This window comes from Paraglaciecola aquimarina, assembly GCF_032464635.1.
In the GTDB taxonomy this organism is placed as follows: domain Bacteria; phylum Pseudomonadota; class Gammaproteobacteria; order Enterobacterales; family Alteromonadaceae; genus Paraglaciecola; species Paraglaciecola aquimarina.
Map to the genome: position 1 here is coordinate 4,217,225 of NZ_JAWDIO010000002.1, position 21,659 is coordinate 4,238,883.

Annotated in this window: 22 protein-coding genes, 5 pseudogenes and 1 riboswitch; of the genes and pseudogenes, 13 read left to right on the plus strand and 14 right to left on the minus strand. The window is 42.9% G+C overall.

Annotation, left to right across the window (positions count from 1 at the left end):
* Nucleotides 1–59 precede the first annotated feature (59 nt).
* From RS130_RS20870 to RS130_RS20880, 3 genes and pseudogenes are all read left to right on the plus strand, one after another.
* The gene (locus tag RS130_RS20870; protein WP_316027525.1) at nucleotides 60–164 is read left to right on the plus strand and encodes a hypothetical protein; all 105 of its coding nucleotides are present in this window, start codon (nucleotides 60–62) and stop codon (nucleotides 162–164) included.
* Nucleotides 165–223: 59 nt separating this feature from the next.
* Nucleotides 224–471, plus strand: a pseudogene (locus RS130_RS20875) (sugar nucleotide-binding protein).
* Nucleotides 401–808: an SDR family oxidoreductase gene (locus RS130_RS20880; protein ID WP_316027526.1), complete on the plus strand. Its 408-nt coding sequence runs from the start codon at nucleotides 401–403 to the stop codon at nucleotides 806–808. The pseudogene RS130_RS20875 and the gene RS130_RS20880 overlap by 71 nt, the downstream one beginning before the upstream one ends.
* 607 nt (nucleotides 809–1,415) lie before the next feature.
* Here RS130_RS20880 and RS130_RS20885 read toward each other — a convergent pair.
* The 11 genes and pseudogenes from RS130_RS20885 to glnA form a co-directional block, all read right to left on the minus strand.
* Nucleotides 1,416–2,780 (minus strand): annotated as a pseudogene (locus tag RS130_RS20885) (TonB-dependent receptor).
* Between the two features lie 352 nt (nucleotides 2,781–3,132).
* The gene (locus RS130_RS20890; RefSeq protein WP_316027527.1) at nucleotides 3,133–3,498 is read right to left on the minus strand and encodes a TonB-dependent receptor domain-containing protein; all 366 of its coding nucleotides are present in this window, start codon (nucleotides 3,496–3,498) and stop codon (nucleotides 3,133–3,135) included.
* Nucleotides 3,482–3,973 (minus strand): TonB-dependent receptor domain-containing protein, encoded by a 492-nt coding sequence (locus tag RS130_RS20895; protein ID WP_316028115.1) that lies wholly within the window; start codon nucleotides 3,971–3,973, stop codon nucleotides 3,482–3,484. Before RS130_RS20895 ends, RS130_RS20890 begins: the two co-directional genes overlap by 17 nt.
* On the minus strand, nucleotides 3,895–4,089 hold the full coding sequence (locus tag RS130_RS20900; RefSeq protein WP_316027528.1) for a hypothetical protein: 195 nt from the start codon (nucleotides 4,087–4,089) through the stop codon (nucleotides 3,895–3,897). Before RS130_RS20900 ends, RS130_RS20895 begins: the two co-directional genes overlap by 79 nt.
* Nucleotides 4,049–4,399, minus strand: coding sequence for a hypothetical protein (locus RS130_RS20905; RefSeq protein ID WP_316027529.1), 351 nt, complete (start codon nucleotides 4,397–4,399; stop codon nucleotides 4,049–4,051). The genes RS130_RS20900 and RS130_RS20905 overlap by 41 nt, the downstream gene beginning before the upstream one ends.
* Nucleotides 4,371–4,526 (minus strand): hypothetical protein, encoded by a 156-nt coding sequence (locus RS130_RS20910; RefSeq protein WP_316027530.1) that lies wholly within the window; start codon nucleotides 4,524–4,526, stop codon nucleotides 4,371–4,373. The genes RS130_RS20905 and RS130_RS20910 overlap by 29 nt, the downstream gene beginning before the upstream one ends.
* A gap of 41 nt (nucleotides 4,527–4,567) precedes the next feature.
* Complete coding sequence (locus RS130_RS20915; protein WP_316027531.1) at nucleotides 4,568–4,825, minus strand: TonB-dependent receptor; 258 nt, start codon at nucleotides 4,823–4,825, stop codon at nucleotides 4,568–4,570.
* A gap of 317 nt (nucleotides 4,826–5,142) precedes the next feature.
* Nucleotides 5,143–5,337, minus strand: a riboswitch (cobalamin riboswitch).
* Between the two features lie 731 nt (nucleotides 5,338–6,068).
* Nucleotides 6,069–7,479 (minus strand): annotated as a pseudogene (glnG, locus tag RS130_RS20920) (nitrogen regulation protein NR(I)).
* Nucleotides 7,476–8,556: pseudogene (glnL, locus tag RS130_RS20925) on the minus strand (nitrogen regulation protein NR(II)). Before glnL ends, glnG begins: the two co-directional pseudogenes overlap by 4 nt.
* Before the next feature lie 105 nt (nucleotides 8,557–8,661).
* Nucleotides 8,662–9,180 (minus strand): DUF4124 domain-containing protein, encoded by a 519-nt coding sequence (locus RS130_RS20930; RefSeq protein ID WP_316027532.1) that lies wholly within the window; start codon nucleotides 9,178–9,180, stop codon nucleotides 8,662–8,664.
* Nucleotides 9,181–9,297: 117 nt separating this feature from the next.
* A pseudogene (glnA, locus tag RS130_RS20935) lies at nucleotides 9,298–10,708 on the minus strand (glutamate--ammonia ligase).
* A gap of 424 nt (nucleotides 10,709–11,132) precedes the next feature.
* Here glnA and typA point away from each other — a divergent pair.
* The 7 genes from typA to RS130_RS20970 all read left to right on the plus strand — a co-directional run bounded on the left by typA (nucleotide 11,133) and on the right by RS130_RS20970 (nucleotide 16,734).
* On the plus strand, nucleotides 11,133–12,971 hold the full coding sequence (typA, locus tag RS130_RS20940) for a translational GTPase TypA (RefSeq protein WP_316027533.1): 1,839 nt from the start codon (nucleotides 11,133–11,135) through the stop codon (nucleotides 12,969–12,971).
* Nucleotides 12,972–13,370: 399 nt separating this feature from the next.
* Entirely contained in the window at nucleotides 13,371–14,375 is a 1,005-nt protein-coding gene (locus tag RS130_RS20945) for a glycoside hydrolase family 2 protein (RefSeq protein WP_316027534.1), read from the plus strand.
* Nucleotides 14,375–14,896: a glycoside hydrolase family 2 TIM barrel-domain containing protein gene (locus tag RS130_RS20950; RefSeq protein WP_316027535.1), complete on the plus strand. Its 522-nt coding sequence runs from the start codon at nucleotides 14,375–14,377 to the stop codon at nucleotides 14,894–14,896. Before RS130_RS20945 ends, RS130_RS20950 begins: the two co-directional genes overlap by 1 nt.
* Nucleotides 14,896–15,093: a hypothetical protein gene (locus RS130_RS20955; RefSeq protein ID WP_316027536.1), complete on the plus strand. Its 198-nt coding sequence runs from the start codon at nucleotides 14,896–14,898 to the stop codon at nucleotides 15,091–15,093. The genes RS130_RS20950 and RS130_RS20955 overlap by 1 nt, the downstream gene beginning before the upstream one ends.
* Before the next feature lie 197 nt (nucleotides 15,094–15,290).
* The gene (locus tag RS130_RS20960; protein WP_316027537.1) at nucleotides 15,291–16,211 is read left to right on the plus strand and encodes a polysaccharide deacetylase family protein; all 921 of its coding nucleotides are present in this window, start codon (nucleotides 15,291–15,293) and stop codon (nucleotides 16,209–16,211) included.
* Nucleotides 16,212–16,246: 35 nt separating this feature from the next.
* Nucleotides 16,247–16,543, plus strand: coding sequence for a hypothetical protein (locus RS130_RS20965; protein ID WP_316027538.1), 297 nt, complete (start codon nucleotides 16,247–16,249; stop codon nucleotides 16,541–16,543).
* A 14-nt stretch (nucleotides 16,544–16,557) separates the two neighbouring features.
* Complete coding sequence (locus RS130_RS20970; protein WP_316027539.1) at nucleotides 16,558–16,734, plus strand: GNAT family N-acetyltransferase; 177 nt, start codon at nucleotides 16,558–16,560, stop codon at nucleotides 16,732–16,734.
* Here the strand turns inward: RS130_RS20970 and RS130_RS20975 are convergent.
* Both RS130_RS20975 and RS130_RS20980 read right to left on the minus strand, forming a co-directional pair.
* Nucleotides 16,723–17,310 carry a hypothetical protein gene (locus RS130_RS20975; protein WP_316027540.1) on the minus strand — a complete coding sequence of 196 codons (588 nt, stop codon included), beginning with the start codon at nucleotides 17,308–17,310 and terminating at the stop codon, nucleotides 16,723–16,725. The genes RS130_RS20970 and RS130_RS20975 overlap by 12 nt on opposite strands.
* Nucleotides 17,311–17,534: 224 nt before the next feature.
* Nucleotides 17,535–17,741: a hypothetical protein gene (locus RS130_RS20980; RefSeq protein ID WP_316027541.1), complete on the minus strand. Its 207-nt coding sequence runs from the start codon at nucleotides 17,739–17,741 to the stop codon at nucleotides 17,535–17,537.
* A gap of 282 nt (nucleotides 17,742–18,023) precedes the next feature.
* Between RS130_RS20980 and RS130_RS20985 the strand changes: the two genes are divergently transcribed.
* From RS130_RS20985 to RS130_RS20995, 3 genes are read left to right on the plus strand one after another with little or no spacing between them, the layout of a single operon-like run.
* Nucleotides 18,024–18,800 (plus strand): LamB/YcsF family protein, encoded by a 777-nt coding sequence (locus RS130_RS20985; RefSeq protein ID WP_316027542.1) that lies wholly within the window; start codon nucleotides 18,024–18,026, stop codon nucleotides 18,798–18,800.
* The gene (gene pxpB / locus RS130_RS20990; protein ID WP_316027543.1) at nucleotides 18,797–19,492 is read left to right on the plus strand and encodes a 5-oxoprolinase subunit PxpB; all 696 of its coding nucleotides are present in this window, start codon (nucleotides 18,797–18,799) and stop codon (nucleotides 19,490–19,492) included. Before RS130_RS20985 ends, pxpB begins: the two co-directional genes overlap by 4 nt.
* Nucleotides 19,489–20,427, plus strand: a complete 939-nt coding sequence (locus tag RS130_RS20995; RefSeq protein ID WP_316027544.1) for a 5-oxoprolinase subunit C family protein — start codon at nucleotides 19,489–19,491, stop codon at nucleotides 20,425–20,427. The genes pxpB and RS130_RS20995 overlap by 4 nt, the downstream gene beginning before the upstream one ends.
* Here RS130_RS20995 and RS130_RS21000 read toward each other — a convergent pair.
* Complete coding sequence (locus RS130_RS21000; protein WP_316027545.1) at nucleotides 20,424–21,599, minus strand: sugar efflux transporter; 1,176 nt, start codon at nucleotides 21,597–21,599, stop codon at nucleotides 20,424–20,426. The genes RS130_RS20995 and RS130_RS21000 overlap by 4 nt on opposite strands.
* Nucleotides 21,600–21,659 lie beyond the last annotated feature (60 nt).

Consider the following 21,659-nt stretch of genomic DNA (forward strand, 5'->3'; position numbering starts at 1 on the left):
AAATGTTGAAGTAATAAGTGTAGGTCGCGCCAGAACTTGATATTAGCGACGGCAACTTAGTGGAAAAAGTCATTGCCGAACATCAACCCGATGTGATTATCAACGCAGCGGCTTATACCGCAGTTAGACAAAGCAGAAACAGATTCGGCCATGACAGCCTATGACGTAAACGAAACTGGCGCTAAAAACTTAGCCTTAAGCTGTAAAACACATATTATTCGAGTTGTTACATGTATCTACTGATTTTGTATTTGATGGTACGCGCACCACACCATACCCAACCGACCAACAACCCAACCCTATTAACGTCTACGGGCGTCTAAGCTAGCAGGCGATTTAGCGGTACAACAAACATTAGCCAACGCAGTCATCGTGAGAACAGCTTGGGTATATTCTACGCATGGCAATAACTGTTGTAAAAACCATGCTGCGATTAATGGCCGAAAAGCCTCAATTAGGCATGGTTTATGACCGGGTCGGCACGCCAACTTGGGCTGCGAGGCTAGCCAATTGGTTGTGGGCTGTAGTACAAAAGCCGGAAGTAACAGGCGTTTACCATTGGACGAACGCAGGTGTAGCCTCGTGGTACGACTTTGCTGTGGCAATCCAAGAATTGGCCATAGAAAAAGGCCTGTTAACCAACGAAATAGCTATTTCTGCTATTCCAGCAAGCCAATACCCCACCCCAGCGAAACGCCCTAGTTTTTCTGTTATAGATAAATCTACCGCAGAAGCAGCAGCTAATGTAAAAACCATCCACTGGCGCAAACAACTATCAAACATGCTAGATGAGTTAAAAGGAAAATAAAGCAGACAAAAGCAAAGCAAAACCGATTCCGGCTCAAAACACTACCGGAATGACAGAAGGCTTAAAAGACCACCGGAATGACGGGATTAGATAACGTCATTCCTGCATGACACCACACCGTCATTCCTGCACGCTTTTAGCAGGGATCAAAAAACAACACCGTCATACCTGCATGACACCACACCGTCATCCCTGCCCTCAACTACCGTCATCCCTGCATGTTGTTAGCAGGGATCCACAGTGCCGGAATAAGTGAATGCAGTGACCAAAGCCAAACCGATTCCGCTCAAACACTACCGGAATGACGAGGGCTTAAAAGACCACCGGAATGACGGGATTAGATATCGTCATTCCTGCATGACACCACACCGTCATTCCTGCCCTCAACACCGTCATCCCTGCATGCCGTTAGCAGGGATCCACAGTGCCGAATAAGTGACTGCAGTGACAACCACAAAAGCAAAACCGATCCGGCTGAAAACACTACCGGAATGACGGGACTATATATCGTCATTCCAGCCCCCAACAACGTCATTCCTGTATGTTGTTAGCAGGAACTACCGGAATGACGGGGAGTGCGAGCGAAATCGGTTTCTGCTTATGCTCTTTAGCCTCTATAACCAAACAATTTATGTTCGATGATAGTCTCGGCAACTTGTGAGGAACCGATGATTCCCAGCCGCCTCGGCCCTTAGAAGCTGTTTCAATACTTCCCGTGAGTATAGCTTTTGAATAAGGCTTTATCACTACATTCAATCCCTGAAATAAAGCCGTTCTCCAATAAATGGCGATACAAAAAGCGTAAGTGGTCTTGCACTTTCACATCGGTAAACTCGCTAATTTCACCACTTTGATCAAGCTCTGGGTAAACATATAAACGGGTGTTATCTGGGAATAACTTACCAAAGCCTTCTAAAATCCCGCCTTCTACTCCTCGGTAAGAGTTTTCGTCAAATATCTGCTTGACGTTGATCATTCCTACCACAATACCAATTTGTAATTTAGTGTATTGGCGGAAATAGGCTCTGAGTGAGAAGTAGCGTGTGTAATCCGATATCATTACGTTGTAACCAAGTGAATTCAATATTTGAACCCTTTGCACAATGTCAGCTTCGGGAACATTGTTGTCATGGCCTTTGGCATCATTTAACGAAATTTCGGCGATAGCTACGGTATTAGAATCATCGACATCATTAACCGCATAGAATGACTTTTTGCCTTGCTCAATCATATCGATATTTAAATTGGTAACAGGTCTAAACGAGCCACGAATAGTGAGTACATTTTTTTGTATAGCATCTCAGCTGGCACCGCTACGCTGCCATCTGGGTCTGAACATCACCGCTCGGGTTTCCAGCCACGAATTAAATGTAGGTTAATCGCTCGGTTGTCAATATCTTCGAAATAAGGACCTTGGAAATCGATTGAGTCTATTTCAATGCGATTGTTTTTCATATTATCGGTTAAAGAGTCGATAATTTGTTTAGGGTTTTCGTAATAATAATAGGCGGCGTAAATTAAGTTAACGCCTAGTACACCCAAAGCCTGTTGCTGAGCTTCGGCGTTATCATCTAACATTCTTACGTGTACCACTATATTTAGGTTCGGCGCCTAAGGATACATTTGTACACGAATACCACACCAAGCATGACACTCGTTGTCACGATTAAAGCTTTTCGCCGCTACGGTTGCTGCATAAGCAAAATAGCGCGAAGATCTTGAACGTATTTCACCAACACGATCCACTACCAAATCAAATTCTTGTTCCATCATGAGCTCGAACCCGATTTTTACTTACGTAGCGTCGATCTTCTTGTACGCCATAAATGGCATCCGAAAATTTCATGTCATATGCCGACATAGTTTTAGCGATAGTGACCCGCGGCAGCACCTGCTAGGAAAATTGGCGAGCAACCTCTTGTCCTGCTCCAATTTCAACTATGGTGCCATACTTCTTTTCATCTAAATTCATACGCAGGGCTTTTTGACTAGTCGTAACGATGGCTGACGTTATTTTTTGTCTCGAGTTTTTTGTCCATGATTATCCCAGTAGAGTTAGTCAATAAAGAACATAAATTGTATCGTTTTTGCTAGCAGCAATAAATCTAAATTTGGACGTAAGATAAGATTAATACCAATTCGAATTGGTATAAGTGAGGAAAGGTATTGTCAATAATATTGAAACTGCACGTCAACTGGTGATATTCATTTTCCAGAGGCGCAGTGCCAATTTTTGCATAGATTTTATACCGGCATATAACAATAGTGATGATGTCATGAAGACTATTGCTTATAAAAACCGTTACCTATTTTAGATTGTCAGGCTAGAACTGATATTTTAAACCCACATGTGGTGCTTCACCCGAGGTATAAAATGCCGGTACATCTTGATAGTTGGCGTCAAACAAGTTTTCTACCCGTGCAAAAATTGACAATTGCGGGTTCACTTGGTATTTCGCGCTTACGTCTAGTACTTCGTAGTCTTCTAATTTAACACCGGCATCAATGGCATCTTTAACGATACGCAGATTAGCGGTAAAGGTTAACTTGTCTAACTGATAATGAGTGGCAATATTGGCAATGTTGCGTGGACGACGTCGACGCTGTTCGCCAGCGGTATCTTCGGTTTCGTTATAAGTGTAGTTGGCGTCAATGCCCCAGCCATTGCCTAATTCAATAGAAGCAATCAACTCCACACCTTTTTGAAAAAGACTTGCCAATATCTTGCAAATAGCCAGAAAAATTAGCTAGATCGAAATAGATACTGTCATCGATTTCTTGGTCAAAATAAACGATTTCGTAGTGCGAACCATTTTCGGTTGAATACTCAACGGCCAACTCATAACCTTGAGTTTCTTCTTGTTTTAATTCGGTTTCAGAGGCTGGCGAGGATGCCCATGGGCCTCGGTTGTACTCCACTTCGTATAAGCTTGGTGCTCTAAAACCGGTACCGATAGCGCCACGTAATTTAAGTTCGTTGTTACCGATTGGCCAAATATAGGCACTACTGAGACGATAAGTGGTGTAGTCGCCAAAATCGTCATTGTCGTCGTAACGTAAACCGGCAGTAATGAATAGATTGCTGACTAATTCGCTTTGATATTCAACAAATGCACCGCGATTGTGGCGATATTGCTGTGCTGAGGTAATCGCTTCTTTTTCCAGTCGGCTCCGTACACCAAAGTATGTTGTTGGTTAAAGTCGTTGTGCGCGACATACTCAACTTTTTCAGTACTGCCTTTAGTAAAAGTAGCTGGATGCTTGTTGATTGAAGTTTTCACGCTCAACTAGTGTTTTAGCGTAGGATATTTCATGCTCAGAAGTATCAGTAGTATAATTAACGCTGGTGCGTAAATTGGTTTGTTCAAAGTCACTTTGACAGTCATTGCTGGCACTAGCGCCAAAGCCACATTTATCGAATTCGCCTTCGCCACGGTTGTTTCGGGCCACTAATTGCACGCTAAGGTTTTCAGAAAACAGGTAGCCTAAACGAGTGTGGATCGTGTTATTACGGTAACCGTCGAGATCTTCTGAATTATCGTCTAAGCGAGAGTTAAAACCGTCAGTTTCGGAAGCTAGAACCGGCAACATAATAGTTAAACTTGTCAGACGTGCCGCCCAATGCACCGACTACATTAGTCGTATCGTAACGACCCGCTTCAGCTGACACACTACCTGCTAAAGGTTCGCTAAATTCAGTGCTATGAATATTGATCACACCGCCAGCATCGGCACCATAGGCCGGGCCTTGAGAGCCTCTTAGTATTTCACGCGAGAAACGTTAGCTGCTTGCAAATGACCTAATTGAGGTTGCACTTGCGTGCCAGTTGGGTCTGAGATATCTACACCATCAATACGCACCAACGTGCGATACCCTTCTTCACCTCTAACGCGCAGAGATGTACTAGAGCCTGCACCGCCACTATTGGTTACGCCAATTGCCGGTTGGGTTTTTAATACGTCAGCTAGGTTAGCATAACCTCGTGCTTCAATATCTTCTTGGGTTACCAATGACACAGACGTGGCAACGCTTCACGTAACGGCATAGCTACGCGGCTAGAAACCACAACAATTTTTTTCAATCGATTTTTCGTCACTTGGCTTAGCATCAGCCAAAGAATGAGTGGCGGTTAACGCCAGAGTAATAGCCGTTGCTACTGATGTGTATTCTCATAAAATCCTCAATCTAAAATAAACAAACGATTGAGAGGGGGATAACAGAGGATGCTTTGTTGACTAAACTTAATCAACTCAAAATGCTAAACGCACTTTGTTATTGCCCTATTTAACAGGCAAAAATTTAAACATTCTAATGAAGCCCGCCGCTCCATACGTACAGAAACTATTAATAGGCCGGTGTCGGGCTAGGCTTTCAAAAGCACATAGACTTCTTTTAGCTTACCGTTGCGGGGCAGCGGTGGAATAAATACAGACCATCAAACAGAATGCGATCAACCACACTTCCGCGGTTTACTCCTGTCCAGATAACAAAAATGTTACCGACAGGGCACCTAGAATAGCGGCGCAGAAGATACGTTTTGTCGCCCGCAATTGTCAATGTAAAAGCAGCCAACAACAGCCAAAAGCAAGGAAACAACATGCAGGCATGACGGGGTTGGTTTTTGGATTCCTGCTAACAGCATGCAGGAATGACGATATCCATTCTCGTCATTCCGGTAGTGTTTTGAGCTGGAATCGGTTTTGGCTTCACTCCCGTCATTCCGGTAGTGTTTTAAGCCTTCGTCATTCCGGTAGTGTTTTAAGCCGGAATCGGTTTAGCTTTACTCCCGTCATTCCGGTGGTGTTTTGAGCCGGAGATCGGTTTTCGCTTCTATTCCCGTCATTCCGGTGGTGTTTTGAGCCGGAATCGGTTTGCTTTTGCTTTTCGTCACTGCATTCATTTATTCAGCCTTTGGATCCCTGCTAAAAGCATGCAGGAATGACGTTACATACTCCACGTCATTCCGGTAGTGTTTTGAACCTTCGTCATTCCGGTGGTGTTTTGAGCCGGAGATCGGTTTGCTTTTGCTTTTCGTCACTGCATCCATTTATTCAGCCTTTGGATCCCTGCTAACAGCATGCAGGGATGACGGTGTGGTGTCATGCAGGAATGACGGTGTTGGTTTTTTGGATCCCTGCTAAAAAGCGTGCAGGGATGACGGTGTTGGGGGGCAGAAATGACGGTGTTGGGGGGCAGGAATGACGGCGGGGTGTCATGCAGGTAGTTTCCTACTCCCGTCATTCCTGAGGTGTTGGTTGGTTACATGTTTAGTTCTTTTAGCTTTCTGGTTAGGTGTGTTTCTGCCCCAGCCTAGTCGTTTCGCCGCGTCTTGTTTGTGGCCGTGAGTGTAGTGCAGGGCGCTCGTTCTAGTAAGATCCGCTCAAAGCTCATGATGGCGTCATCTAAAATGTTGTTATGCCCTGATTGCAACTGCGTGTCTGCCCAGTTGGCAAGTAGTGTTTGCCAATCACCGCCACTGCTGGCCTGTTCAGAGGCGACCGGTTGTTGGTGAATTTCTGGTGGTAAATCGCTAACTAAGATTTCCTTACCACTAGCCATTACAGTTAACCAACGGCACATGTTTTCTAATTGACGAACATTTTACAGGCCAAGGTAATTGTTGCAGTACTTTGCTGGTTTCTTTGGCTAGTGTTTTTGCATCAACTTCTAATTCGGCCGCTGCGCGTTGTAAAAAGTGCGCGGCTAATAGGAGTATGTCTTCTCGCCTTTCACTCAATTGAGGAATGTGGATCCGGATGACGTTTAGTCTGTGATACAGATCTTCACGAAACTTACCGTCTGCCACTCGTTGTTCTAAATTTTGATGTGTAGCGGCAATTATTCGCACATCTACTGTGACGGGGTTATGACCACCGACCCGATAAAATTGTCCATCGGCTAACACACGTAGCAAGCGGGTTTGTACGTCTAAAGGCATGTCACCAATTTCATCTAGAAATAATGTGCCTCCATTGGCTTGTTCAAAACGCCCTTGTCGCGCGGCTTGAGCTCCGGTAAAAGCACCCTTTTCGTGTCCAAACAGTTCTGACTCAATTAAGTCAGCGGGAATGGCTGCCATGTTTAGGGCGATAAATGTCTTGTCTGCTCTTGGGCTATGGCGATGTAACGCATCAGCAACCAGTTCTTTACCTGTACCTGATTGGCCATTGATTAACACGCTTATACTGGAACGAGACAAACGCCCAACTGCTCTAAAATACTTCCTGCATCGCCGGCGCTTCGCCAATGATTTCGGAAGCCGCTACCATTTCAGGTGCTTGATAATGTTTAGATTGCTCACGGGCATGGGTCAACGCTCGCTGCACTAAACTGACGGCCTCGTCAATGTCAAAAGGTTTCGGTAAATATTCGAATGCACCACTTTGATAGGCGTTAACTGCACTGTCTAAATCCGAGTGTGCGGTCATTATGATGATGGGAATATGAGCAAAGTTCTTATGCACTTCTTTCAACAACGTCATGCCATCCATTTGTGGCATACGAATATCAGATACGATCACTTCTGGTGGCTGCCCTGATTGCAACTGCAGTAATAAATCTTCTGGGTTTTCGAAACTAAAACATGGAATATTGGCCGCTTGTAAGGCTTTTGTAATACCCAGCGAATCGAACTGTCGTCATCGACTATCCATACGGGTTCTGCACTCATTTCTCTGGATCCTTTCTTTCAATAGGTAAATATAAAGTAAATTCTGTATGACTAGGCCAACTATCCACATCGATTTTTCCTCTGTGGTGGCCGATCAGCGTTTGTGAAATAGAAAGCCCTAAACCACTGCCTTCGTTTTTTGTAGTGACCATAGGATAAAACAAGGTATCTTTTAGCTCTGGTGGAATACCTGGCCCATTGTCAATAATGCTAATTTTTACGCACAATGGCACGCACACGCCTTGTACTATCACTCGTCTGTCTATTCGAGTTTTGATCCTGATAGCCCCCTCAACCTCAGGGGTCTGCATTAACGCCTGCAAACTATTACGCACAATATTCAATGTGGCCTGTTGCAGCATATCTTGATCTAGATAAATGTCGGGAATACTCGGGTCATAATCTCTAACGATAGAAATTGAGTGCCCGCGCTCTAAATTGACTAGTGTGCATATTTTCTCGAGTACCACATGGATATTATGCCAGTTAAATTTAGGTCTTATATTCGGTCCTAACAAACGATCAACTAAATTACGCAGTCGGTCTGACTGGTCAATGATGACACTAGTAAATTCTTTCAACTCATCTGATTGGAGTTCTTTCTCTAATAATTGTGCGGCACCACGGATACCGCCAAGTGGGTTTTTATCTCGTGAGCCAAGCTCTCGTACCAGTTCTTTCGCTGCTTGCTGCTGAGCCCACTGGTGATTGTCTTGGCTAATTTTCTTTTGTTGCTCTATGACTCTAATTTCCTAGTAATAGACAACTTTGTTGTCCTTGCAGCATGTTTGTTACCGATATATCGGCTTGCGTGTGCCGACCATCTAGAAAGGTAATTTTGGCTTCGCTGTCAGAGTAAGATTCTCCATATTTCATCGAATGCGTCAGACGTTCAATATCAATACTAGAGGTCGTAATGAACTGATAAATGGGATAATCGGTCAATAAAGCTAAGCTTCTCTCGAATAGTGCCTGAGCAGCATGATTTGCATATTGAATATGCATTTTTCCATTTAACTGCAATATTGCAGTTGAAAGGTTATCTAATAGGTTTTCTGTGGTGTTCGTTTCTAACATATTCCCAACAATTCAAAGCATTTACCACGCACCAACTAGGTGCATTCATAATATGCAGTATACGATTCATAGCGCGAAGAATGACACTAATTTTATAATTTATACCTAATTAGCATTAAACAGTGCTGTAGTTTTTTGCAAATAAAAAACCTGCTGTGGGGATGATGCAAGGATCTTGCCTGAATTATTAATGAAATGAACTTGTAGTGTATGCGCCCCTCTATTGACATTTTTGATAGAAAATAATGGCGAAGACTGTTCACTATGCAACCTATCATCAAGCATTAATTGAAATGCCCCCTCACCTTTTACCGATAGGCTTGCTCGAATATTTACCGCGCCTGAATTGTCTCGAATAGTTTGTTCGTCAGCAGGAGTCACAATAGAAACCTGGTATCGCACAGGGACGTTAGTGGACAGCGGAGCTTGCTGGCTAATGATTAATACATCGCTGGTTAAGGCTGGTATCACCGCGCGATTGCCTGTGCTTAAATCTACCCTTGTCGACCCTGTGACGGGCATATCAGAATACATTACAGTGCCGTCAGGCTGCGTGGTTTTATAGACATCCTTAGCCGCCACTGTGGCGCAGAATAATAAGCCAATCAAAAATACGGGTCTCACAAAACACTCCTTCAGACTAGCGATGTTGTTAGTAAGTGGAATTCATTGCATTTAGTCTAGCCTTATTCTAGCCAAAAAAAGCCCGCAAAAGCGGGCTTTTAAGCAATTTAAAAACGATTAAACGCTGTAATACATATCAAACTCAACAGGGTGAGTTGTCATGTTAAGTAATTCAACTTCTTGCTTCTTAAGATCGATGTATGCGTCGATCATCTCATCAGTCATAACGCCACCCGCCGTTAAGAAATCACGGTCACTGTTAAGTGCTTCAAGCGCTTCTTCTAGAGAGCTGGCAACTTGAGGGATAGCTGCTGCTTCTTCAGCTGGTAAGTCATATAGATCTTTATCCATAGAATCGCTAGGGTGAATTTTGTTTTTGATCCCGTCAAGGCCAGCCATAAGCATAGCTGAGAACGCAAGATATGGGTTACCAGTTGGGTCAGGGAAACGTACTTCGATACGACGAGCTCTATCGCTAGTTACATATGGAATACGGATAGAAGCTGAACGGTTACGCGCTGAATAAGCTAGCATAACTGGGGCTTCGAATCCTGGAACTAAACGCTTGTAAGAGTTAGTAGAAGCGTTAGCAAAAGCATTGATTGCTTTAGCATGCTTGATAATACCACCAATGTAGAACAAGGCTTCTTCAGACATACCGGCATATTTGTCACCAGCAAAGATGTTTTTACCATCTTTAGAGATTGATTGGTGAACGTGCATACCAGAACCATTATCGCCAACAAGAGGCTTAGGCATGAAAGTCGCAGTTTGACCGTATGCGTGAGCAACGTTATGTACAACATACTTATAGATTTGTACTTCGTCCGCTTTCTTAACTAAGGTGTTGAACAAACAAGCAATTTCGTTTTGACCAGCCGTTGCCACTTCATGGTGATGCGCTTCAACTGTTAGGCCCATTTCTTCCATCACTAAACACATAGCAGCACGAATATCATGAGCTGAATCAACAGGAGGAACTGGGAAGTAACCACCTTTAACACTCTGGGCGGTGAGCTAGGTTACCGTCTTCAAAATCAGCACCTGAGTTCCATTTTGCTTCAGAAGAATCAACTTTATAGAATGAACCAGCCATATCTGTGTGGAATTTAACATCGTCAAACAAGAAGAACTCTGGCTCTGGACCAAATAACGCTGTATCACCTATACCTGTTGACTTTAGGTATTCTTCAGCACGATTTGCAACAGAACGTGGGTCACGGTCGTAACCTTGGTTTGTCGTTGGTTCTAGGATGTCACAACGAATATTGATTTGTGTTTCTTCAGCAAACGGGTCAAGTACCGCAGTTTCTGGGTCAGGCATAAGAATCATGTCTGATTCGTTGATACCTTTCCAACCAGCAATAGAAGAGCCATCAAACATTTTGCCTTCTTCAAAGAAATCTTCGTCTACTTGATGCGTAGGAATTGAAACGTGCTGTTCTTTACCTTTAGTATCGGTAAAGCGTAAATCAACAAATTTAGCTTCGCTTTCTTTGATAAGCTCTAAGGCCTTTTGTGCTGACATAATGTCCTCCAGATTAATAAGTATAAAAAGAGTTAACTAAGCCAAATGACTCAATTAACCAAAAATGTTGCTGTGTAAACGAATATCATGCCACAAAGATTCCTTCTTGGAATGCCTTTTATTCAGTATTTTTACAGACAATGAGAAATGAAAACCAAAACTCATTGCACCACAAACAAGCATTGCACCACCACTTTGGTGCAAGCGCTCTATTATACGGCAAACCATAGGACATGAAGTAACGTAATTATTAAGCCAACGTTAACGAATTCTACCCTTTTAGTTTATTTCATCGCAATATGCATTTGTGATTCGCTTAATGGTTGATAAGGCTGTACAATTCGCGCCCATAAAATTTCAGTTAATTTTGCGGTCTGTTGATTGTTTTGCAACTAGCAGCATCCGCCATCACAGAGTAGAAACAATGAGTGCATCAAACACCTCTATAGAAAATTTGAGGAACATAGCGATAATCGCCCACGTTGACCATGGCAAAACCACCTTAGTTGATAAGTTATTACAACAGTCTGGTACATTAGAAAGCCGCGGCGAAGCCGAAGAGCGCGTGATGGACTCTAACGACATTGAAAAAGAGCGTGGCATTACCATTCTTGCAAAAAACACTGCGATTAAATGGAACGATTACCGTATCAATATCGTAGACACCCCTGGGCACGCCGACTTTGGTGGTGAAGTTGAACGTGTAATGTCTATGGCTGACTCTGTTCTACTACTAGTTGACGCCCAAGAAGGTCCTATGCCGCAAACACGTTTTGTGACGCAAAAAGCCTTCGCTCAAGGCTTAAAGCCAATCGTTGTTATCAACAAAATAGACAAGCCTGGTGCCCGTCCTGATTGGGTTATGGATCAAGTATTTGATTTGTTTGATAATTTAGGCGCGACTGACGACCAACTAGATTTTGAAGTTGTTTATGCTTCTGCACTTAATGGCTGGGCGACTAACGACGTTGACACGCCAAGCGAAGACATGACGCCATTGTTTGAAACTATCGTTGAACACGTTAAAGCGCCAGACGCTGATGTGAACGGCACTTTCCAAATGCAGATTTCGCAACTTGATTACAACTCGTACGTAGGTGTTATCGGTATAGGTCGTATTACTCGTGGTTCAGTAAAACCTAATCAACAAGTCACGATTAAAGGGGCTGATGGAAAAACTCGCAACGGTAAAGTGGGCCAAGTACAAGGTTACTTGGGGTTACAACGCCACGAAGTCGATTCAGCTGATGCTGGTGACATTATTGCCATCACAGGTTTGGGTGAGCTGAAAATTTCTGACACAATTTGTGATCCAAGTGCGGTAGAAGCCTTACCTCCATTGTCTGTAGATGAACCTACCGTTACTATGACTTTCCAAGTAAACAACTCTCCTTTTGCTGGTAAAGAAGGTAAGTTTGTTACTTCACGTAATATTCTAGAGCGTTTACAAAACGAATTAGTACACAACGTAGCACTTAAAGTGGAAGAAATGCCTGATCCAGACAAATTCCGTGTTTCGGGTCGTGGTGAACTGCACTTAGGTATATTGATTGAAAACATGCGTCGTGAAGGATACGAGCTAGCCGTATCACGTCCAGAAGTAATTTTAAAAGAAGTAGACGGCGAAACTCACGAACCTTTCGAAACTGTGACTATTGATGTTGAAGAAGCACACCAAGGTTCAATCATGGAGCAATTGGGTACACGTAAAGGTGAGTTAACCGACATGTCTCCAGATGGCAAAGGCCGTATCCGTATGGACTTCGTCATTCCTAGCCGTGGCTTGATTGGTTTCCAAACAGACTTTATGACCATGACCTCTGGTTCTGGTTTGATGTACCACACCTTCGATCACTACGCTAAACATAAAGGCGGCGAAATCGGTCAGCGTAAAAATGGTGTATTGATTGCCAACGCCACAGGTAAAGCACTAACTAACGCTTTGTTTAACTTACAAGAGCGTGGACGTTTATTTATTGGCCACGGTGTTGAAGTTTACGAAGGTATGATTATTGGTATTCACGCTCGTGAAAATGATCTAACGGTTAACGCCCTTAAAGGTAAGCAATTAACTAACGTTCGTGCTTCTGGTACTGACGAAGCACAAAGCTTGGTACCGCCAATCAATATGTCGTTGGAACAAGCACTAGAATTTATCGATAATGATGAGCTGGTTGAAGTGACGCCTGAGAGCATACGTATACGTAAAAAGTTACTTACTGAGAACTTGCGTAAACAAGCGGGTCGTGCACCAAAATCATAAGCCCCCCATTATGGGTGATAGTAAGCAATGATAAAAAATTGAAAACCGGCGCAAGCCGGTTTTTTGTTTACAGCGATCTGTCATTACAAGTCACCACTCAGCGAGAATTTAAAAGCACATAATCAAGACACTAGAATGAAAGAATAACTTGTTACTACCTGCAACAATCAGCCTTGCTATGCACGAAAAATTTCGTCACCGAGTGAACATTTAGCAGAGGTTATTTAGACAAGACATATTAAGCCATTGAATTATATTGATAGTGTTAGCTTAAACGATAATGCTTATCCAAAACTTTGGTTAAATAGCGACGACAACCTTTTACTTAAAATTTGTATTTTGATAACAATTTTTTGATGCTATTATAGATTCATTCTAGCAAACTATGTGACACAAAACATGAATCTATTGAAAACTTGGTTACTTGTTGTAAGTTTATTCTGTAGTTTTACTTACGCCAATTCAGAGCAACTATCGTTAAACGGCAACTGGCAATTTTCGAATGCGACATTCGATGATCCCAACACCTTGTTAGCTGCCAATTATGCCGATTGGGACATACTTACCGTACCCGGCAACTGGGACACCCATGCTAAGTACAGTGAATTTTCTGGCAAAGGTTACTATCAAAAAACCTTCACGCCCCCCGCCCATTGGCAAAATAAGCACATACGCCTTAAATTTTCTGCTGTATATCAAACTGCTAAAGTGTGGATAAATGGGCATTTATTAGGCAAACATGTAGGCGGCTACACCCCGTTTGAATTTGAAATTAGTCAATACTTGCGGTTTGGAAAAGATAATTCCGTCGTAGTGATGGCCGATAATACCTATCACCGAGGCGCTTGGTGGGCTTGGGGTGGAATTAGCCGTGATGTCACGTTAATTGCCGAGCAAGACACCCGTATTGTGTATCAGCACATTAGCTCGGGACCAGATTTTGCCCAGCAAACTATCAAGTTTACGATTAAATACAAGATACAGAACTATACAGACAAAGCGTTATCACAGACTATTCACAGTGAAATTTTAGATGCTAAACAACAGAAGAAAGCTTTCAGCTTACAAGTAAAACTACCTGCCAACCAATCTATTATCCGAACCACCTCTTTTGTTGAAAAACTGTCGGCCTATAAATTGTGGGACTTACAACAGCCTAATTTATATACGTTGGATACAAAACTGACTGAGCAATCGAAGGTAGTCGCGGCGCACAAAGACTCTTTCGGTATTCGCAAATTTGAAGTAAGAGGCGAGCAGTTTTTCCTTAACAATCAAGCTGTACGCTTAAACGGTGTAAACCGAGTACATGACCATCCTGACTTCGGTAATACTGAACCAGACGAATTGGTGCTAAAAGACTTGCAAGATATTAAACTGCTAGGGGGAATTTCTCGCGGCTAATGCATGCTCCTAATTCGGAGAACTTGTTGGCCATGTGTGATCGATTAGGCTATTTGATCATAGGTGAAATACCAGTATGGGGGGATGATGATCCACAGGCTTTCGCCGATAATCCGCAAACCAAGCAATGGCTAAATGAGATGGTTGAAAGAGATTTTAATCACCCGTCTATTGTTGGCTGGAGCGTTGGCAATGAGTTAAGAGATCCCGTTGCTGAATGGGGCAGTAAAACCCTCACCGCAGAACAGTATGCATACGTCAACTCGATGTTAGATCACTTAGCCGTTATTGACCCTACACGATTGAAAACCTATGTTTCTATTACTGCATACGGCAGCCAAACCAATTTAACCAATGAACCATTTGAAAAATTAGATTTTATGTCGATCAATAGTTACAGCAACGCCGTGAAAAATGTCGAGAAAACTCACAAAACATTTCAGGAAAACCAATATTTCTATCAGAAGTGGGGCTTAAGCAAATTGGTGGCGGCCCGTCAGCTAAACTCGATGACGCCCTAGTGGGCTATCTTCGCACGTTAAAAGATCACCCTTATTTAACCGGGTTTTCTATTTGGTCTTACAACGACTATCGAAGTAACTATAAAGGCACACCTGAGTCAGGATTTCGCGAATGGGGGATTGTTGACCAATACCGCAACAAAAAAGCCGCTTACTATCAACTACGGGATATTTTTCAATACTGGCAACAAGAATAAAGCGACGAGCGAAACAATAGTAGATTAAAAAAAACGGCACTCGCCGTTTTTTTTACCGCTAATTTTAGTCATTGAGCGGAATTAAACGCCAATTTTTTTGTCTATACCTTTGTTATTTTCAAATAATCTGCAATGTATAATGCAGACATGAACAAAATCATTTACTGGTTTTTGTGTATTCATAAGGTAAAGTGTAAATGAAGTATTTAACAGCGATGACTATGCTAACTTGCATAGCAGCCATTAGTTTCGCCACATCAGCAAAACAGCTAGCATTAACTTTCGACGATGCCCCTCGACCCGATACCAGTTATTTCGATAGTGCAGAACGCAACAAACGCTTATTAAATGCGCTTAACAAACATGATGTTAGCGCGATGTTTTTTGTGACCACAAAACATTTAGAAAAAGGCCGAACCCAACGATTAGTTGAATATTCTGAGCATCATCAACTATTGGCCAATCATACTCACTCGCACCGTTCGGCAAACAAGATAGATCCCGTTGAGTTTATAGCGGATGTAGCGAAAGCACATCAGATATTGCTACCCTATAAAAACTATCACCCCTATTTTCGTTTTCCATTTTTACATCATGGAGACACCGATAAGAAAGTCGCGGAGCTAAGGGCCGGTTTGCAGAAAATAGGCCTTAAGCAAGGTTACGTTACAATTGAAGACTCTGATTGGTACTTAGACTCGTTATTTCAAAAAGCCGTGCAATCTGGTATGCCAATAGAATTAGAAAAATGGCGAGATGTGTACGTGTCGCACTTATTAGCTTCGGCTAATTACTACGAGAAACTTGCTGTAAAGAATTTAGATACGCCCGTTAAGCAAGTGATGCTGTTACATGAAAATGATCTGGCTGCATTGTTTATCGACGACTTTATTCAAGCACTCAAAAAAGACCAATGGCAGATCATCTCTCCACTTGAAGCCTATCAAGACAACATCGCCAGCAGGTTTCCAAAAACACTGCACAACAATCAAGGTCGACTGGCTGCCATCTTGGCAGAAAAAGGCATTCCGCCTATCTCTATGGTGTTAATTAATCAACGACCCGAAGCCTTAAAAAAACGTCTACAACGTTTAAATTTGCTGCCCAAGGCCCAATAGTTTATTACTTAGCTAAATATATAGAGCAGCACACTATGCAAATTGAAGTTATCCAAGCAGATTATCATAACCCTAAGCACGCCAGCGATCTCACTCAATTGTTGAACGCCTACGCAAATGATCCAATGGGTGGTGGTCAACCATTAGCACACACTACTCAGACACATTTAATTGCAGAGTTGGCTAAACGCAGTCATGTATTTAGCATCATCTGCTACGTTGACCAGCAACCAGCAGGCATAGTGAATTGTGTTGAAGGATTTTCAACATTTGCCTGCAAGCCTTTGATTAATATTCACGATCTGGCGGTAAGCCAAGAATTTAGGGGCTAGGCATAAGCCAACGATTGCTCCAAAAAGTTGAACAAATTGCGCGACAAAAAGACTGCTGTAAAATCACCCTTGAAGTACTTGAAGGAAATGAAGTCGCCAAAAATGCCTACCTGAAACACGGATTTGCCGGATACGAGCTAGATCCAGAACAAGGCAAAGCTATGTTCTGGCAAAAAGTGCTAGCCTCGTAAGTAATAGCGAACGACGGGGGATTCCACATACCAATTAACCGTCAGTTGGCCTTCTAAAACTTGTCCATCTAAATAGCAGGTCAAGCCCTGATTAGCTTGCTGAAAGTGAGAAAACTGATGCGACGCTTGCTGTTTATTATTTGCATAAACGTGAGAAAAGCCTACCAGCTCTTGTGAGTGGGCCAATCCTAAATAATTTGGACACAGCCAAGCTAACGATCCGCAGAACCAGCTATCTTGGTCGATTAGCTTAAGCAATTTTTCTGAATCAGCGAAGTTACCTGATACTGATAAACTATTCTGCTTTAAGGCAATTTTAAAATTTTGCCCGTTACTGAGCGAAAATTGATGACACAGAGTCTCAACCTTATTTAACAGTAAAAGTGTTTCTGCAAGCATATAACTATCTATGTTTTTCAATTGTTGTCTGGCTTTAGCCGGCCTTTGCTGGTCGGCGCACAATTGCGGTAAAAGCAATTCAAGAACGGGGCTTCGGCCAATTGAAGAGGCGATAACACCTTGAAAGTTTGGCTTTTTTGAAGGTATTACAATAGGGGCTGAACTGAGTAATGACACTAGGTACCTCTTCCAATTAACGGGTTTAAGGTATCTACAGCAGTGTTTATGCCAATATAAATTTATTACTTAAAATCAATAAGATAGGTTTTACAGAACGGTCGTAATTAGATAACGACAAGTTTTTGACTCGATAATCTGCATGCTGCACAACCCCCTACGCTCTCGGGAAAAAGCTGCTGAGTTGGGTCAGCAGCCTTTAGCTTTTGTAAGGGCGATTACAATTAAAACCCCGCTTCTTCGCATTTGGCTTTTCTTTTGTTTAAGCCTTTCAGACGCTTCTCATTGTCAGCTGATTTTTCAATCATCTTTACTACTTTGGCACAACGTTTTTCGCTTGGTTCAAACTCTTTTTTGTCTTTCTTATCAGCGGCCATGGTTAAGCTAGAAACAGTTACCAATGCAGCTAATGTCATCATTTTTAAAAACATACTTAATACCTCAAACGGGTTGCTATGATTCGCAATATCCTATTGCTTTACGCCGTAATCAAGACCCCCTGCCTTGCTTAATATTACGTTCGAACTGTATATTGGCAGAAAAAATAAAATCGCCTATCGACTTTACGCATCTTTACATTTCTTTAAAAAAGATTACAAAACTCGCAAACTAGTAAGCCAATAAGTTTTATGTCTTCAACTAAGCTGGGTATACTGAGCAAGTGAAAATTAAATCGTATATTCAATTAGTTATTGCCACATTATGGAAAGTTCATGCTTAAAGAAGTCGACATTAATTGTGACTTAGGAGAAGGAAAAACGCTGCAAGACTGCGAGCTCGACGCCCAGCTTATGCCTTTTATATCGCGCTGCAATATTGCTTGCGGTGGCCATGCCGGTAACCCAACCACCATGTTAGCGACTCTCAACCACGCTAAACGGTCTGGCATTCAATGTGGAGCACACCCTAGTTACCCAGATCCGGCTAACTTTGGCCGTCAGTCGATGCACATTCCTCTTAAAAATTTGCTCGATAACCTATTAGCACAAATCGCGCAACTCGACGCTCTTGCTTCTAAAACCCAACAATCACTTAGCCATGTTAAACTCCATGGTGCGCTGTACAATGATGCGGAGAAGTCTCCTCAAATGGCCCACGCTATCTGCCAAGGGCTCGCACAACACTATCCGCAATTAACCATATTGGGACTCCCTAACGCCGCAATGCAGTCGGCGGCATTAGCGCAGAAGCTGCCTTTTATGGCAGAAGGTTTTATGGACAGAGCTTATTTGGCGACTGGGCATCTGGCACCAAGAAGCTTAGCGGGCGCGGTTTATCAACAAGTTGAAGTGTGTATCGAGCAAGTCATGGCGATGCTCATGGGCAAACCGCTTAAAGTACTGCAGGCGCAACCGCATTCAAATACTCAGCTTTCAGCCGTAATCATTAGTCCAGACACCTTCTGTTTACACGGCGATAGTGTGATTGCTCATCCTTTGATTGAAGCTTTGCATCAAACCTTATCTAGACATGGTTATGCTGTAATATGAAAAGCCATCAATTTTCGCTAGAGAACAATGGCGACAGCGGTATCAACATATTATTCAAGCAACCCATTAGCCCCGCACTATCTCGAAAAATAATAGCGCTAGCGGACATATGCCACATACACTTTGCTGGTCAGGTAGAACAAATTGTTCCCGCTTATCAAAGCTTGACGTTACGCTATCAACCTTTAAAAATTTCTTATGCACAATTGACTGAGCAACTGCATGAAATATTGCGCTCACCACTAGCTGAAGGTGATTACCAGTCAAAGAAAGTAGTTATTCCAGTATGCTACGAAATGCCATATTCATTGGACTTGGCCAAGGTGGCAGAACACTGTAAATTGACCGAGCAGCAAGTAATAGAGCGTCATTGTCACAGTGAATACTTTGTACACATGTTGGGTTTTTCTCCAGGCTTTTTATATCTAGGAGGCTTAGCTCATGAACTGGCTTGCCCAAGAAAGGCGTCACCAGATCTCAGTGTGCCCGCAGGAAGTGTAGGGATTGGCGGCTCGCAAACGGGTATCTATCCGCAAAACTCCCCCGGTGGTTGGCACATTATAGGTAGAACCCCTATTTCTTTATTCGATATCGAGAAACCTTATCCATGTGTGGCACGTCCTCTCGACACCCTTGTATTCGCCCCAATTAGTGCCACTGAATTCGAACAGATAGAGTCAGAAAAATCATGAGTATTGAGGTCATCAAAGGGGGAATGCAAACCTCTATTCAAGATCAGGGACGACACTTGTGCATGCAATGGGGCATTGCCCAAGGTGGAGCGATGGACACCTTATCTATGTCCATTGCCAATTTGCTATTGGGTAATTGCCAACATCATCCAGTATTAGAAATTTGCCTTATGGGCCCTAGCCTTCACTTTACCACCGCCATTTCGATAGCAATTTGTGGTGCCAAGTTTCAACTTACTGTGGAGAATAAATCTGGGCAACGGCCTGTGTTTAACGATCAAACCATCAACCTTAGCCCCGGAGATACCTTACATTTTGGTAAGCGAATAGAAGGCGCTAGAGCCTATTTAGCATTTGCTGGGCAGTTAACGGTTAGTAAAATACAGCAAAGCTATGCAACGCATTTTTTGGCAAAGTTTGGCGGCACACATGGCCGAGCATTGGTTGCTGATGACCGCATAGAGTTAACAAACTGTGAGTTACGGGCAGCCAAACAACTGCAGACAAAGCACCAACAGCACTATTCAGGCAAGTACTTATTGCGCTGTATTGACGGGCCGGAGAAAGCGCTATTCAACAAGCGGCAAGCAACTGCTTTTTATCAAACTGATTATAAGGTATCCAATGCGTCCAATCGTATGGGCCTGCGCTTAGATGGCTTAGCCTTAGAAGATATGAATTTTGCTGATATGACTTCAAGTGGATTACTACCTGGCAGCATTCAAATTCCGGCCAATGGATTACCGATTATTTCCAGCGTAGACGGCCAGACTATTGGCGGTTATCCAAGAATTGCGAATGTCATTCGTGCCGACTTATTTGCCTTAGGTCAATTACTGGCGGGTGACAGCATCAGGTTTGTACAGGTGGATCTTGAGCAAGCCAGTACCTTGTATATTGATCAACAAGACTGGTTAGCAACAATATGCAGCTAACCCTGCTTGTGCTTTAAACGGTTAAATAGAATCAATATTATAATCGCCAGCACAGTGGCGACCGCAGAGCCCAAGGTAGCATATTGGAAGCTGCCAAACTGCGCTATGACACCAGCGGCTGTTGAACCAAACATTAACCCTACTTTCATACCATTCGAGTAAAATGCCGACGTAAAGCCGATTCGATTGGGCAATTGCTCTTGCATCAAGGTTAAACCAATACCGGCATATAAACCGTAAAAAATCGCGTTAAACAATTGCAAAAGAACAAAGTGCCAGAGCAAGTATGCATTGAAAATACCAATATAAAAAACCAAACCAAATACAAATGACACAGCTAATAGATGGGTTTTATCAAACCAACGACTCAACCTATTGGTAAACAGCATGACTGGGATCTCAATACAAGCAACAAGGCCCATTAGCAAGCCCGGCGTGTAACTAGGTAAAGCTAACTCATTCAGTGTATAGAGCGGTAACGCTGAGGTATACATAGTGTTAGCCATAGAGCCCATTACCACACTTGCCCCTAACAACCAGAAGGACAAAGGCGCTTTATGCTGCGTAGTAGCATGCTGGTGATTGTGCTCGATTTGCTGCTCTGGAACAAAAAACATCACAAATAGCATACCCAACACCGCAAAAAAGATTGCCACCGAGAACGCACCAGCAAACCCTATAGACGCCACCAGCATAAACCCCAAAGGAGGACCTAACATCCAAGCAAAAGAAAAACAGGCTCTAATTCGTGCATTAAACTGCAGAATATTCACCTTGTTATTGCCTGCCCATTGCCTACCTAAGGTCAACATTTGTGGCGTTGTCGCATTACCCAAAGCCATAAGTGTCACGCCGGCGGCCAACACCCATAAAAATGACTGGGTATTGCTATAAATAACCAATGCAGCAATAGTCCCCACAGTCGCCAATATATATAACTTACGCGAACTACTCCCTTTATCAGCGAGATTGCCTAACCACTGACTAATGATTAGCCCAGATAGTGTGAGAGAAATAGTATACAAACCAATGTAAATAGGCGGAACTGCCAACCCATCCACCAAAAAATAAGTCATCAGTGGATTGATAAACGCCCCCACTAAGCCGGTTAGTATGCTTAAGACTATGAATAAATTAGCACTCGCTAACTGTGCTGATGGTGAAGGTAACATGCAAATAACTTATTTAAGGGACAAGGAATTAACAAACGGCTCAATTTGAGCCGTTTAGTG